This is a genomic window from Ruegeria marisflavi, assembly GCF_025673445.1.
GTDB lineage: Bacteria > Pseudomonadota > Alphaproteobacteria > Rhodobacterales > Rhodobacteraceae > Ruegeria_B > Ruegeria_B marisflavi.
In genome coordinates, this window is record NZ_JAOVQN010000002.1 from 316,144 (window position 1) to 329,017 (window position 12,874).

General features: G+C 62.1%; 9 protein-coding genes. 4 read left to right on the top strand and 5 right to left on the bottom strand.

What is annotated here, in order from left to right; translation table 11 throughout:
* Positions 1 to 4: 4 nt before the first annotated feature.
* A complete protein-coding gene (locus tag OEZ49_RS03485) occupies positions 5 to 409 on the top strand; it encodes an acyl-CoA thioesterase (RefSeq protein WP_263387016.1) in 405 nt (134 codons plus the stop codon).
* Here OEZ49_RS03485 and gph read toward each other — a convergent pair.
* Positions 391 to 1,047 (bottom strand): phosphoglycolate phosphatase, encoded by a 657-nt coding sequence (gene gph, locus OEZ49_RS03490; RefSeq protein WP_263387017.1) that lies wholly within the window; start codon positions 1,045 to 1,047, stop codon positions 391 to 393. The genes OEZ49_RS03485 and gph overlap by 19 nt on opposite strands.
* A gap of 200 nt (positions 1,048 to 1,247) precedes the next feature.
* Positions 1,248 to 4,652, bottom strand: coding sequence for an indolepyruvate ferredoxin oxidoreductase family protein (locus tag OEZ49_RS03495; protein WP_263387018.1), 3,405 nt, complete (start codon positions 4,650 to 4,652; stop codon positions 1,248 to 1,250).
* A gap of 139 nt (positions 4,653 to 4,791) precedes the next feature.
* Here OEZ49_RS03495 and OEZ49_RS03500 point away from each other — a divergent pair, with 139 nt between their 5' ends.
* On the top strand, positions 4,792 to 5,250 hold the full coding sequence (locus tag OEZ49_RS03500) for an Lrp/AsnC family transcriptional regulator (protein WP_263387019.1): 459 nt from the start codon (positions 4,792 to 4,794) through the stop codon (positions 5,248 to 5,250).
* A 332-nt stretch (positions 5,251 to 5,582) separates the two neighbouring features.
* Here OEZ49_RS03500 and OEZ49_RS03505 read toward each other — a convergent pair whose 3' ends face one another.
* Positions 5,583 to 5,987, bottom strand: a complete 405-nt coding sequence (locus OEZ49_RS03505) for a DUF3307 domain-containing protein (protein ID WP_263387020.1) — start codon at positions 5,985 to 5,987, stop codon at positions 5,583 to 5,585.
* A 102-nt stretch (positions 5,988 to 6,089) separates the two neighbouring features.
* On the opposite strand from OEZ49_RS03505, the gene OEZ49_RS03510 reads away from it, so the two are divergent.
* On the top strand, positions 6,090 to 9,185 hold the full coding sequence (locus OEZ49_RS03510) for a cyclic nucleotide-binding domain-containing protein (RefSeq protein ID WP_397545644.1): 3,096 nt from the start codon (positions 6,090 to 6,092) through the stop codon (positions 9,183 to 9,185).
* A gap of 16 nt (positions 9,186 to 9,201) precedes the next feature.
* Here OEZ49_RS03510 and OEZ49_RS03515 read toward each other — a convergent pair whose 3' ends face one another.
* Positions 9,202 to 10,359, bottom strand: a complete 1,158-nt coding sequence (locus OEZ49_RS03515) for an acyl-CoA dehydrogenase family protein (RefSeq protein ID WP_263387022.1) — start codon at positions 10,357 to 10,359, stop codon at positions 9,202 to 9,204.
* Positions 10,356 to 10,985 carry a TetR/AcrR family transcriptional regulator gene (locus OEZ49_RS03520; RefSeq protein WP_263387023.1) on the bottom strand — a complete coding sequence of 210 codons (630 nt, stop codon included), beginning with the start codon at positions 10,983 to 10,985 and terminating at the stop codon, positions 10,356 to 10,358. The genes OEZ49_RS03515 and OEZ49_RS03520 overlap by 4 nt, the downstream gene beginning before the upstream one ends.
* A gap of 92 nt (positions 10,986 to 11,077) precedes the next feature.
* On the opposite strand from OEZ49_RS03520, the gene OEZ49_RS03525 reads away from it, so the two are divergent.
* A complete protein-coding gene (locus tag OEZ49_RS03525; protein ID WP_263387024.1) occupies positions 11,078 to 12,862 on the top strand; it encodes an acyclic terpene utilization AtuA family protein in 1,785 nt (594 codons plus the stop codon).
* The last annotated feature ends 12 nt before the right edge of the window (positions 12,863 to 12,874 follow it).

The window sequence follows — 12,874 nt, forward strand, 5'->3', positions numbered from 1 at the left end:
ACAGATGAGCTTTACCACCGAAATCGAAGTCCGGTTCAAGCATTGCGATCCGGCGGGCATCGTGTTCTTTCCGCGTTACTTCGAGATGATCAACGACGTGGTCGAAGACTGGTTCGCCACCGATCTGGGTCTGCCGTTTCACGAGTTGGTCAAGGAAAACGGTGCTCCCACGGCGCAGATCCAGGCCACGTTCACCGCGCCCTCGCTGCATGGCGATCTGCTCACTTTTCGGCTGACGCCCACCCGGATCGGCAATTCCAGCCTCGATTACGAGCTGACCGCTCATTGCGGCGACGAGTTGCGCCTGCGGGCCAACGCCACGCTGGTGCATGTGGCCCGGCTGGGCCGCTCGCTGGCCTGGCCCCAGGCCATCCGCGAGCAGGTCTCGGCTCAGATCGCCAGCGCCTGAGCCACCAGCCCCGGCAGGTCGGCAAAGGCGTCAAAGGCGGCCCGGTGCGGCAGCGCCGAGACCGAGCTCTTGCGATAGCCTTCGGTGAAGAGCAGGAACGGTACGCCCGCATTCTGCGCGGTCTCGGCATCCACCTCGCTGTCGCCGACATAAAGACGCGGCAGATTCGGCAGGGCGGCAAAACTGGCGTGTAGCATGCCCGGTTCCGGCTTGCGCGTCGGCAGGCTGTCGCCGCCGATCACCACGTCAAAGAACCGCGCCAGCCCCAGATCGGCCAGCACCTGCCGCGCTGGTCCCTCGGGTTTGTTGGTGCAGATCCCCAGCGCCGCGCCGTCCCCGGCAAGCCGTTCCAGCGCCGCGACCACCCCGGGATAGGGTACTGTCAGGCTGGAGTTCGAGCGGTTGTATTCCTCCAGCGTCGCAGCCGACAACTCTTCATGCCGCCCCATGTCGAGCCCAACATGCCCGATCACCTGCACCACCAGGTTCGGCAACCCCTTACCGACGAACGAGGTCACCGTCGCCAGGTCGAGCGGCCTGTGCCCCTCGGCCGCCAGCATCCGGTTGACGGCGGCGGTGATGTCCGGGGCGCTGTCGATCAGCGTGCCGTCCAGGTCGAAAACGATGGCTGCGGTCATGGCATTCTCCGGCTGGGTTTGCCGATCCCTGCCTGCTTGGTCCGCGTTGCGCAACCCTTATGTGCGATCCTCGCGGGCCGCACATGCCTCCGGCGGGAGTACTTTGGACCAGAAAGAAGCCACAAGCCGTTACTGCTTCTTTCTGGTGGAATATACTCCGGGGGGTCTGGGGGGCGGGCCCCCCAGCGGCCCGTGCGGGATCAGCGGGTGCCCAGCAGGCGGGCCGCCTCGGCTTTCGCGCGCTGGGCCGAGGCGATGCGCACGGGGCCGTAACCGCGGATCTCGTCGGCGGATTCGAGCGCCGCAAGCGCCGTGTCGGGGTCTGTACAAAACGGCACATTCGCCATCAGATCGCTGTACCAAACGGTCAATTCGCGGTGCAATCTGGCCTCGGCGTGATAGCCGAACGGATTGAGCAGCGACCCGCGCAGCCCCTTCATCCGCGCAAGCCCGCGCAAGACAGGCGTCATCCAGGGCCCGAAAGCGCGCTTTGCCGGCCAGCCGCGGGCATCGGTTTTCCGGCTCAGAAGCGGCGGTGCCATGTGGTATTTCACCGTGAATTCGCCCTCGAAATTGTCGGTCAGTTCGCGGGTGAAATCCGTTGAGGTCATCAGCCGGGCCACTTCGAATTCGTCCTTATAGGCCAATAGCTTGAAGAGGTTGCGTGCGGCTGCACGCAGCATCTCGTCGCTGGCCTGCGGCATCGCCGTGCGAAAGCTCTGCAACTGGTCGGTGTAGCGCTTGGCATAGGCCGCGTCCTGATACTCGGCCAGAAACGCGGCGCGGCGGGTAACCATCTGATCATACGTCTCTTTTTGCGGCTCGGCCTCGCGATACCCGTGCAGTCGCGCCGGGTCCGAGGCCATCGCCCGCCCCACCGCAAAGGCCAGACGGTTCTTTTCTACCGCCACGCCATTGAGCAGGATCGCCTGACCCAGCGCGGTCAGGCTGACCGGCACCAACCCCTGCTGCCAGGCGTAGCCCAGCATCATGACATTGGCGAAAACCGCGTCTCCCAGGAGTGTTTCCGCGGCCTCGTTGGCATTGAAACCATTGACATTTTCCAGCCCGACCACGGCGCGGATGGCGGTCTCGCGGGCGTCGATCTTGAGTTGCGCATCGCGATGCAGAACCAGATCTCCGGTGGGCATCTCGGCCCGGTTCAGCACCACCCGCGTGCCGCTCCGATAATGCGCCGAGGCCTTGGGCGCGGAACTGACCACCATGTCACAGCCGATCACCGCATCCGCGCCACCGGCGTCGATGCGCACCTGATGCAACGCGTCCGGGCGGGCGCCAAGGCGTATGTAGCTGAGAACAGTGCCGAATTTCTGCGCAAACCCGGTGAAATCCAGAACCGAGGCGCCCAGCCCCTCGAGATGGGCGGCCATGGTGATCAGCGCGCCCACGGTGACGACGCCAGTGCCGCCGACCCCAGTGACCAGCAGGTCAAAGGGGTCGGAGAGTGCGGGCAGGGTGGGCATGGGCAGGCCGCTTTCCAGCTGCTCCAGATCCAGCTTGACTGCGCGCTTGCGTCGGGTCGCGCCCTCGACGGTGACGAAGCTGGGGCAAAACCCGTTCAGGCAGGAGAAATCCTTGTTGCAGGAGCTGAGGTTGATCTTGCGCTTGCGCCCCAGCGGCGTCTCGCGCGGCTCGACGCTGAGACAGTTCGAAGCGACCGAACAGTCGCCGCAGCCCTCGCAGACCAGATCGTTGATCCAGGCGAACCGGGCCGGGTCCTCGATTTTGCCGCGCTTGCGGCGGCGGCGTTTCTCGGTGGCGCAGGTCTGTTCATAGATCAGCACGGAAACGCCCTTGATCTCGCGCAACTCCTTTTGCACCGGCATCAGCTCGGCCCGATCGTGAAAGGTGGTGCCCGTAGGGAAATCGGCGCGGTCGAATTTTGCGATATCGTCCGAGACCAGCGCAATGCGCGCGACCCCTTCGGCGCGGCAGGTCTGGGCGATTCCCGAGACGCTGACCGGCCCGTCGACCGGCTGCCCGCCGGTCATCGCCACGGCGTCGTTATAGAGGATCTTGTAGGTGATATTGGTGCCCGCCGCGACCGCCTGCCGGATCGCGAGAGAGCCCGAGTGGTACCAGGTGCCTTCGCCCAGGTTCTGGAAAATATGCTTGCCGCCATTGAACTTGCTGGCCACCACATGCGGCACGCCCTCACCGCCCATCTGGGCGTATCCGTCGGTGTCGCGGTTCATCCAACTGGCCATCACGTGGCAGCCGATACCGCTGTTGGCGCGCGAGCCTTCGGGCACCTTGGTCGAGGTATTGTGCGGGCAGCCCGAGCAGAAATAGGGGGTGCGGGTGGCGCCGGGCACCGCGATCACGGGCGGCGGTGTTTCGGTCAGCGCGCGGGCCCGGGCGGGCAGGTTTTCCTCGGGAAAGAACGCATCCAGACGCGCGGCCACCACGGGGGCCAGCATCAGCGGGCTCAGCTCGCCGGTCCAGGGGATCAGGGGCTCGCCCTGTTCGTCGTATTTACCGACCATCCGGTGCGGTTTGTCGCCCGGCCAGTCATAGAAGTACTCCTTGAACTGACTCTCGATGATGCCGCGCTTTTCCTCGACCACAAGCACCTCCTGCTTGCCGCGCACAAAGCGCAGGGCGTTGCGGCGGGCCAGCGGCCAGACCATGCCGACCTTGTAGATGTCGATGCCAAGCGCACGGCATTTGTCCTCGTTCAGACCCAGAAGGCGCAGCGCCTCCATCAGGTCGAGATGCCCCTTGCCGGTGGTGACAAAGCCGAAGCGCGCGTTGGGCAGGTCATAGATGCGCCGGTCGATCGGGTTTTCCTCGGCAAAGGCGCGCACGGCGCGCAGCTTGGCCTGAATGCGGGTCTCGATCTCGGGGCTGGGCAGGTCGGCGCGACGGATGTGCAGGCCACCGGCGGGCAGGTCGATCTGGGGCAGGGTGAACTGACGATCCAGGCGCAACTCGACCGAGCGGCCGCTTTCCACCGTTTCGCTGATCGCCTTGAACCCGACCCAGGTGCCCGAAAAGCGCGACAGCGCCAGGCCGTATTCGCCGAATTCCAGATACTCTTCGACCGAGGCGGGGTTCAGAGTCGGCATGAACCATGCCATGAAGGCGACGTCGGACTGGTGCGGCATCGAGCTGGAGACGCAGCCGTGGTCGTCGCCCGCCACCACCAGCACACCGCCCTTGGGCGCGCTGCCATAGGCGTTGCCGTGTTTCAGCGCATCGCCCGAACGATCCACCCCCGGCCCCTTGCCGTACCACATCGAAAAGATGCCCTCGTACCGGCAATCGGGGTCCAGCACCGCCTGTTGCGCGCCCAGTACGGCGGTGGCGCCCAGATCCTCGTTCACGGCGGGCATGAAGGTGATGCGGTCCTGCTCCAGCCGTGCCTTGGCGCGCCACATCTCCAGATCCAGCCCGCCCAGCGGCGAGCCCCGATAGCCAGACACGAAACCGGCCGTGTTCAGCCCGGCGGCGCGGTCGCGGCGGGCCTGATCCATCATGATCCGCACCAGCGCCTGGGTTCCGGTCAAAAACACCCGGCCGGTGATCCGGTTGTAACGATCATCCAGCGCATAGCTGCGCAGGGCGGGGGCGGGATGGGTCATCGCGAAATCCTGAAAGAGAGAGGCAGGCGGTAGAATAAACCCGTCATTTTGAAAATTCTTGCCAAAATGAACTACATATTCTCGACATGGTGGTTTTTTCTTCCGATTGTTAACAAAATGACGAAAGGAATAACCATTGATGCATCTAGACGACCGGGATCGCCGCATTCTGACTCTGTTGCAACAAGACAGCCGAATCTCGAATTCCGACCTTGCCGAAGCGGTTGGCATGTCAGCCTCGGCGCTTTGGCGCAGGGTTCGGGCATTGGAAGATGCGGGGGTAATCGAACGTTATGGTGCGGTGGTAAACACGACCGAAATGGGTTTGACCTTTGAGGCGATTGTTCACGTTCACCTGACCCGGCACGACCCGGATCGCATTGTAGAGTTCATCCGTGCGATAGACACCTGTCCGGAAGTACAAGATTGTTATGCCACAACCGGACAGGCTGATTACCACCTGCGGGTCCTGTGCCGTGACCTTGCGGCCTACAACGTGTTTCTCGAAGGGTTTTTGTTCCGACTGCCCGCAGTGGCCAGTGCGCAGACCAATGTTGTCTTGCGAACAATCAAACGGAACCGACCGGTTGCGGTTTGACGATTTAACCTTTCCGGTCCCATGACAGGTCTGGGGCACGAATGAGCAAAGGGAATTCTGGCGCCTAGTTTGTGAGCCGGAAAGGGGACCTTAACCTTCGCGAGAAACTTCTTCGGGGCGTGTCGCGTCGAAAAACTGGTGTTGTGCTGGGGGTTGCGCTTCTGGATCTGGTGAAATGGACGGTTTCACGTATGAATACACGCGACGCGGGAACCACAAATTGTCTGCTGGACTGACGAGGGCGCCGATACTTACAAAAAGCCGGAACTGCAATCAGCGTGGAACACTTGGCAACCGCAAGACCACGGCTGCCCGCGTGTCGAAGTGCGTGATCAAAGCGCGAAACCGGTCCAAGCCCATGCCATGGCTATATAGGTCAACTGGTGCAGAAACTGGTCAAATCCCATCGCGTGCCAGTATCTAGCCTGATTGGGTTGCAACGCTTTTCGGTCTGAATAGAAACCCTTGCCAAAATCAATGTGGAAATGCGCCAGCCATTCTAAGACGACGATAAAGCCGATGAAACCTAACGGTGCCCCAAGCAGGACGAAAACAATAATGGAACCTAGGGCATGGACCGAAGCGTGCTGCGCCCGGCCCATATGCCAGTAGCTGCACCGCCCGGCTAGCATCTTGGGTGTTTGAAGGAAGAAGTCGGCAAACATGTGCTTTACCTGCAAAAGGCAAAGCAGCACCAAAACCGTGCCGATCGTCACTGGCAACAGACCGTCCTCCATTTCATCCCCGAGGAGAAGCTTAGCGCAATATTCCCGCGCTGCAAAATGAACTCGTTCACACTTCGCGTCGCTTTTTTCTCGGCGAAATCCGTTGCAAGTCCAATGGCTGGCGCGTTACCCTTAAGGAATGCTCGCGGCGGATGCGCCCTGTCGCGGCAAGTTTTGCGACGCTTTCTGGGGGGCGGAGCCATAGATCGTACATTGTTCCAATTTATTTGGAAGCACTCAAAACGCGACCAATTGATTTTGTTGGCCGTGACGTCAACCTTGTTTCCGCTTTTGTATCTGACGCTGGAACTGCCCAAACGGATCATCAACGATGCTATTGGCGCGGCGTCTTCGACGATCGAGGTCTGGGGCTATACCTTCGATCAGGTTACCTATCTGGCCATCCTCTGCGCGGCATTCCTGATATCTGTGTTGGCCCACGGGCTGATGAAGATGAAGATCAACACGATGAAAGGCGTGATGTCCGAACGGATGCTGCGCCGTTTCCGGTATCTGTTGATCACACGGATTCTAAGGTTCCCTCAGCCCTATTTCGAACGTGTCAGTCAGGGTGAACTGGTGTCGATGGTCACCGCCGAGAGCGAGCCGATGGGCGGGTTGATGGGGGATATGATCAGCCAGCCGGTCCTTCAGGCCGGCCAGATGATCACCATTTTGTCGTTTCTCTTTCTGCAAAGCTTCTGGTTCGGGTTGGCGGCCGTTGCGCTGATCCCGTTGCAGGCCTGGCTGATTCCGCGCATGCAACGACAGATCAACCTGCTCAACAAGAAACGCATACAAGAGGTCCGTATCCTGGCCGCCCAGATCGGTGAAAACGCCTCGGGTGCCGCAACGCTCCGGGCCAATGCCGGTTGGCCGTGGCGGATGAGCATGCTCAGCTATCAGCTGGGTCGTCTCTATCTGATCCGATTCGATATTTACCAAAAGAAGTTCTTCATGAAATTCGTGAACAACTTCATTGGCCAACTCACGCCGTTCTTCTTCTATTCGATCGGCGGCTTTCTTGTTCTCCAGGGGCAAGTGTCGCTTGGGGCTCTCGTCGCCGCGCTGGCCGCCTACAAGGATCTTTCGAGCCCGTGGAAGGAATTGCTGGCCTACTACAATCAGGCGCAGGACATGTCCTTGCGCTGGGATGTCATCCTGGATCGATTTGCCCCGCCGGGAATGGTTGACGAAGACAAGTTCACCGGCTTTCCCGAAGAGCGCCCGCGCCTGACGGGGGATATCGTGCTCGACAAGGTTTCCGTTCGCGATGGGGACGGAAACCTTGTGCTCGACGATCTGGATGTCACCTTGCCGGGGGGCAAGGTCATCGGGATCGCGGCGCCCAGCGAACAGGACCGGCGGGCTTTGTCGGAATTGCTGACACGAGAAGTTCTGCCGGCCAGCGGCAAGGTCCTGATCGGCGAAAACAACCTATCCAATCTTCACCAGATGGTGGTCGCATCGCGCATCGGGCATGCTACGTCGCGTCCGATCCTGTTTCAGGGAACCTTTGGCGACAACGTGATGATGCCCATGCGGGTGCGGCCGCAGAGCGACTCCGAGGATCCTCGGTTCCATGACGAAACCCTGCGGGCGGGTAACAGCCCTGATGCCTATCACAGCGAATGGCTGGAGCCCGGGCTGGCAGGTTTTGACGATGCCGCAAGATTGCGGGAATGGTGGCTGAAACTCGTCGAAGGTCTTGGATCGGGGGCCGCGCTGTTCCGGCGCGGGGCCGAGCAGATATTCTTGGAGAAAGATCATCCAGATCTCGCGGCCCGACTGGTCGCGCTGCGTCCGATTGTGCAAGAGGCCGTCGAAAGGGCGGGATTGGGTGGGCAAGCCTATCTTTTCGATCCCGAGCAGTACAACCCGGCCCTGCCGGTGGCTGAGAACCTGCTGTTTGCCACGCCGCGTGAACCCTTCACGCCCGAGGTTCTGGCGGGGCAGACGGATTTTCTGGCCCAGATCAGGGATCTGGGTCTGGACGAGACACTTGTCGGTCTGACCCAAGATGTCATCGACATGCTGCGTCAGATCTTTGGTATCGACGGGACAGACCATCCGCTGTTCCGCAAGCTGAATCTTGAGGCCCGCACCTATGAGACAGCCTTGGCCCTGGTTGAAAAGACACGCGCAGAAGGCGCCAAGGCGCTGGACGACACTCAGCTCGCCAGTTTGCTGGCGGTTCCATTCAGGATATCGGCCGATCAGATCGGGCCGGCCTTCTCGAACGAGATCAAGGCGCGAATTCTCGAGCTACGCAAGACACATTCTGCCCAATTGATGAACAGCCTTGATGACGTGTTTTCTCCACTGGACCCGGACAGTTTCGCGCCGGGGCTGAACGTGCTGGAGAACGCCCTGTTCGGCAAGGTCAGCGAAGTGGGAGGCGCAAGGGCGGACGAGTTGCGCAAACTGATCGCGGACGTGCTGGCGGACCACGGCGTGCAGCCCTTAGTGATCGAGTTGATTTATGATGTCCCGGTGGCCTTGGGCGGGCAGAATGTACCGGCGATCTTTGCAGAGCCGCTTGCGTTTACCCGCGCGACGATCAAACGCCCCGATATCCTGGTTCTGGATCAGGCCTTGGCAAGTTACGACATGCAGACCCAGATCGCCGTCTATCGTAACCTGCGCGCGCTCTTGCCGGAAACGACGATCATCTATTTGAACGACGGGTTCCAGAATCCTGCAGTCTTCGATTTCTTCATCGAAGTGCAACGGGGCAGGATCGTGACGGAAGAGGTTCCGCAAAAGCAGGAAGAAGACAGTGTCGCCTCGGCCGACCTGACCCGGAAGTTGCGGGCGCTGGAACAGACGCCGCTGTTCTCCGGTCTCGACCGGCGGCAACTTCGGCTGCTGGCCTTTGGTGCGCGCTGGTACAGCGCCAAGGCGGGCGAGGTGGTGTTCCTGAAGGACGATGAACCGACCGATGGCGCCTATATGATGATTGAGGGTGAGGCTGGTCTTTATCTCCCGCGTGAGGGGCAAGAGGATCAGCTGATCGCCACCGTCGGGCCGGGCCGGCTGGTGGGCGAACTCGGCTTGATCCGCAAGGTGCCGCGCGCGCTGAGCATGGTGGCGGAAACCGACATAACCTGTCTGCGCATCGGCGAGGAAGAGTTCTTGGCAGTGGTCGAGAATGACGCCGCGACCGCGTTCAAGCTGTTGCAGGTGGTGGCGGGCTACGTATCGAACTAAGGGCGAAGGGGCGGAGTCACTGCCCGGCCAGCCCCATTTGACGCACGGCGAGGTCCCTCATGATCTCTTCGGAGCCACCGCCTATCGCCATCACCTTGACCTCGCGCCAGACCCGTTCCACCGGGTTGCCCACCAGATACCCGGCGCCACCGAAGATTTGCATGCCCTCAGAGGCCACGAATTCCAGTGCCTTGGTCGATTGTACCTTGGCCTTGGCAATCTCGGCGCTGGGCATCAGACCTTGGTTCATCGTCCAGCAGATGCGCTCCAGATAAGCTTCGGTCATGTCGATGCGCGCTGACATCTCGGCAAACTTGTGGGCAATGACTTGATGTTCGATCAGCCGCTTGGCAAAGGTCTTGCGTTCGCGCGCCCAATCCAGCGCGGCGTCATAGCAGACGCGCATCATGCCCAAGCCGCCGGCGGTCATGGCAAGGCGTTCATAGTTGAAGTTGTTCATGATTGCGATGAAACCCTTGTTCTCCGGTCCGATCAGCGCCTCGGCGGGGACGCGGCAATCGTCGAAATGCAGCATGGCCTGCGTCGAACAGTGCCAGCCCATCTTGCCGCCCAACGGGGTGCGGGTGAAACCGGGCGTACCCGCCTCGATCAGGAAGAGCGAGATACCGCCAAGGCCCGGCCCCCCGGTGCGGGCGCCCACCACGAACCACCGGGCGTCCATGCCCCCGGTGATGTAGGCCTTGGCCCCGTTCAGTACCCATCCATCTGCCACTCGTTCAGCCCGCGTGGTCAGGTTGGCCACGTCCGAGCCGCCTCCCGGTTCGGTAATCGCCAGCGCCGAGTTCATCCGCCCCTGTACGATCTCGGGCAGGATGGTGCGGCGGAACTCTTCGGGCGCGAACCGGACCATCGGGCCGATCGAGATCGACCGCCCGCCTACTGCCGCCGCAACGCCCGAGGCGCCACAGCCAAAAGCCAGTTCGGCATAGTCGGCCCGCATGAAGGCGTCATCGAATCCTAATCCGCCGTATTCCTCGGGCACGCCAAAACCAAACACGCCCATCTCCCCAAGCTTTTGGTGCAAGCTCCAGGGGACGGCCTGCGCGGCCTCCCAATCTTCGACATGGGGTTTCACTTCGGCATCGAAGAAACGTTTGAGCGTGCTGCGATAGGCCTCGCGCTCGGGTGTCATGAAGGGAGAAGGGCAGGTCATGGCATGTCCTTTGCGGGCAGGGGGATCAGTTGGGTTTCCATCAGGCCTGCGAACCGATCCACCATGCGCGCGAGGTAGGCCGGATCCGATACAAACTTGTCATGCAGGACCAGGCCGCGCAGGAAGTTCCGCGTCATGCTCCACAAAAGCTCCGCATCGTCCGGATCTTTGCCCGATCCGCGATAGGCCCGGTTGATCGAGCCGCGGCTTTGTGCGTCCCAATCGTGCAGGCGTTGCTCAAGCAGGTGATAAAGCTCCTTGTCGGTCCGGCAGGCTACAAGGATTTCAACCATCGCGCGCCCGCCGGCCGAGTTCACCACCTGACCCCAGGCGCGGGTGATCAGCGCGCGCACCGGTTCGGGTTGATCGGCGCTGGCGGCGCGGCGTTCGACCGGTCCCAGAGCGTTGGCCAAGAGCTCCATCGCGGTCGCCGCGACCAGCGCCTGCCGGGTCGGAAAGTGGTGGGTGATCGCCCCGCGCGACACGCCCGCCTTGGCCTGGATGCGGGCAAAGGTGGTTTCGGCATAGCCGAGCCGGTCGAGACAAGTGATCGTGGCACGAACAATCCTGGCCTGCATCGCCTTCGAGCGCTGATCTTGGGGGGTGGGTTTGTCGCTGTCGCTCATGTTCCGTCACGTCACGGGTTTTTTCGTTGACCAAAGCTTCGGTCGAAGGCAGCTTAAAAACAGAACGGGCGGTCTGTAAAGAGCCCATCGGGATGACGGGGAAAGGACGTGGCGTGACAGGTGTGTTGAGGATTGGCGGCGCCAGTGGGTTTTGGGGGGAGGCGCCTCATGCCACGGCGCAACTTCTTGATGCCGGGGTTGATGTGCTGGTTTACGACTACCTGGCCGAGATCACCATGTCGATCATGGCGCGGGCACGGCTGAAGGACCCCGCGCAGGGATACGCCAGTGATTTCGTGACCGAGGCGATGGGACGGAACCTGACCGCGATCGCCTTGGGCGGCGTGCGGGTTCTGTCGAACGCCGGGGGCGTCAACCCGGCTGCTTGTGCTGCGGCCCTGAGGGAGAAGATTGCCGCGGCGGGGTTGCCGCTCAAGGTGGCGGTGGTCGAAGGCGACGACCTGATGTCGCGCCTTGCCGAGTTTTCCGACTGTACCGAGATGTTCACCGGGGCGGCGATGCCTCCTGCGGAGCGCATCGCCTCGATGAATGCCTATATCGGCGCAGGCCCGATCGTGGCCGCGCTGCGGGCCGGGGCCGATATCGTCATCACCGGGCGTTGTGCGGACAGCGCGCTGACGCTGGCGGCCTGTATCCATCATTTTGATTGGGACATGCACGCGCACGACCTGTTGGCGGCGGGCTCGCTTGCCGGGCACTTGCTGGAATGCGGCGCGCAGTCCACTGGCGGCAACTTTACCGATTGGGAAGCTGCGGGGGATATTGCGCGGATCGGCTATCCGATCGCCGAGGTTTCGGCGGATGGCGGCTTTGTCGTGACTAAGCCGGACGGAACGACCGGTATCGTTTCGCCCGCGTCGGTGGGCGAACAGATGCTCTATGAAATCGGCGATCCGCGCGCTTACCTGCTGCCGGATGTGGTTTGCGATTTCACCGGCGTGACGCTTGCGCAGGATGGGACCGACCGGGTCCGAGTCTTGGGCGCGCGGGGGCAGGCCCCGACCGGGCGGCTCAAAGTCTCGGTGACTTGGGCCGACGGATATCGCGGCGGCATGGTGTTCCAGATGACCGGGCGTGCCGCGCGTGACAAGGCGCGCGCTTTCGCACAGGCCGGGTTGGACCGCGCGCGGGCGCGGTTGAATGCGCTTGGCGCACCGGAGTATCGCGAGGTCTGTTTCGAAGCTTTCGGTGGAAGACACGGCGATGCCGGTGCCGAAGAAATCGCGTTCAAGGCCGCCGTTCGGCATGACGATGCGCGGGCGGTGGGGTTGTTTCTCAAGGAACTGGTCGGGGCGGCACTGGCCACGCCGCCGGGGCTTCATTTCTTTACCGGAGGCGGGCGCCCGAAACCGTCGCCGGTGGTCGCGCTGTTCTCATGCCTGATCCCTGCGGCGGCGCTCACCTACAAGATCACCCTGGAGGGGACCGAGGTGGTGTATGATGCGCCGGATCTGCCGCTGCGGGATATTGCCTTGGGGGCTCTGCAAGAGCCGGAGCCTGCTGAAGACGGGGTGGAGATGGATTCACGCCCGCTCGAGGACCTGGTCTGGGCGCGATCCGGAGACAAGGGAGACAGCGCCAATATCGGCGTGATCGCCCGCAACCCGGCGTATATGCCCTATATCTGGGCGGCCCTTGCACCCCAGGCGGTGCAGAGATTTTTCGCCGAAAAATCTCCGGCGGATGTCAGCCGTTATTACTTGCCCGGAACCCATTCGATGAACATCGTGATGTCAGCGGTTCTGGGCGGCGGAGGCGTTGCCAGCCTGCGAAATGACCCGCAGGGCAAGGCCTTTGCCCAGGAACTTCTGTCCCTGCCGGTTGCCATCCCGGCCGGGTTGATCCCGAACGCATGAAGCGGAGAAACC

Bases quoted from the DNA above. Each gene is read 5' to 3' on its own strand.
- OEZ49_RS03485 (WP_263387016.1), top strand. From the start codon at position 5: ATGAGCTTTACCACCGAAATCGAAGTCCGGTTCAAGCATTGCGATCCG.
- gph (WP_263387017.1), bottom strand. From the start codon at position 1,047: ATGACCGCAGCCATCGTTTTCGACCTGGACGGCACGCTGATCGACAGC.
- OEZ49_RS03495 (WP_263387018.1), bottom strand. From the start codon at position 4,652: ATGACCCATCCCGCCCCCGCCCTGCGCAGCTATGCGCTGGATGATCGT.
- OEZ49_RS03500 (WP_263387019.1), top strand. From the start codon at position 4,792: ATGCATCTAGACGACCGGGATCGCCGCATTCTGACTCTGTTGCAACAA.
- OEZ49_RS03505 (WP_263387020.1), bottom strand. From the start codon at position 5,987: ATGGAGGACGGTCTGTTGCCAGTGACGATCGGCACGGTTTTGGTGCTG.
- OEZ49_RS03510 (WP_397545644.1), top strand. From the start codon at position 6,090: ATGGCTGGCGCGTTACCCTTAAGGAATGCTCGCGGCGGATGCGCCCTG.
- OEZ49_RS03515 (WP_263387022.1), bottom strand. From the start codon at position 10,359: ATGACCTGCCCTTCTCCCTTCATGACACCCGAGCGCGAGGCCTATCGC.
- OEZ49_RS03520 (WP_263387023.1), bottom strand. From the start codon at position 10,985: ATGAGCGACAGCGACAAACCCACCCCCCAAGATCAGCGCTCGAAGGCG.
- OEZ49_RS03525 (WP_263387024.1), top strand. From the start codon at position 11,078: ATGACGGGGAAAGGACGTGGCGTGACAGGTGTGTTGAGGATTGGCGGC.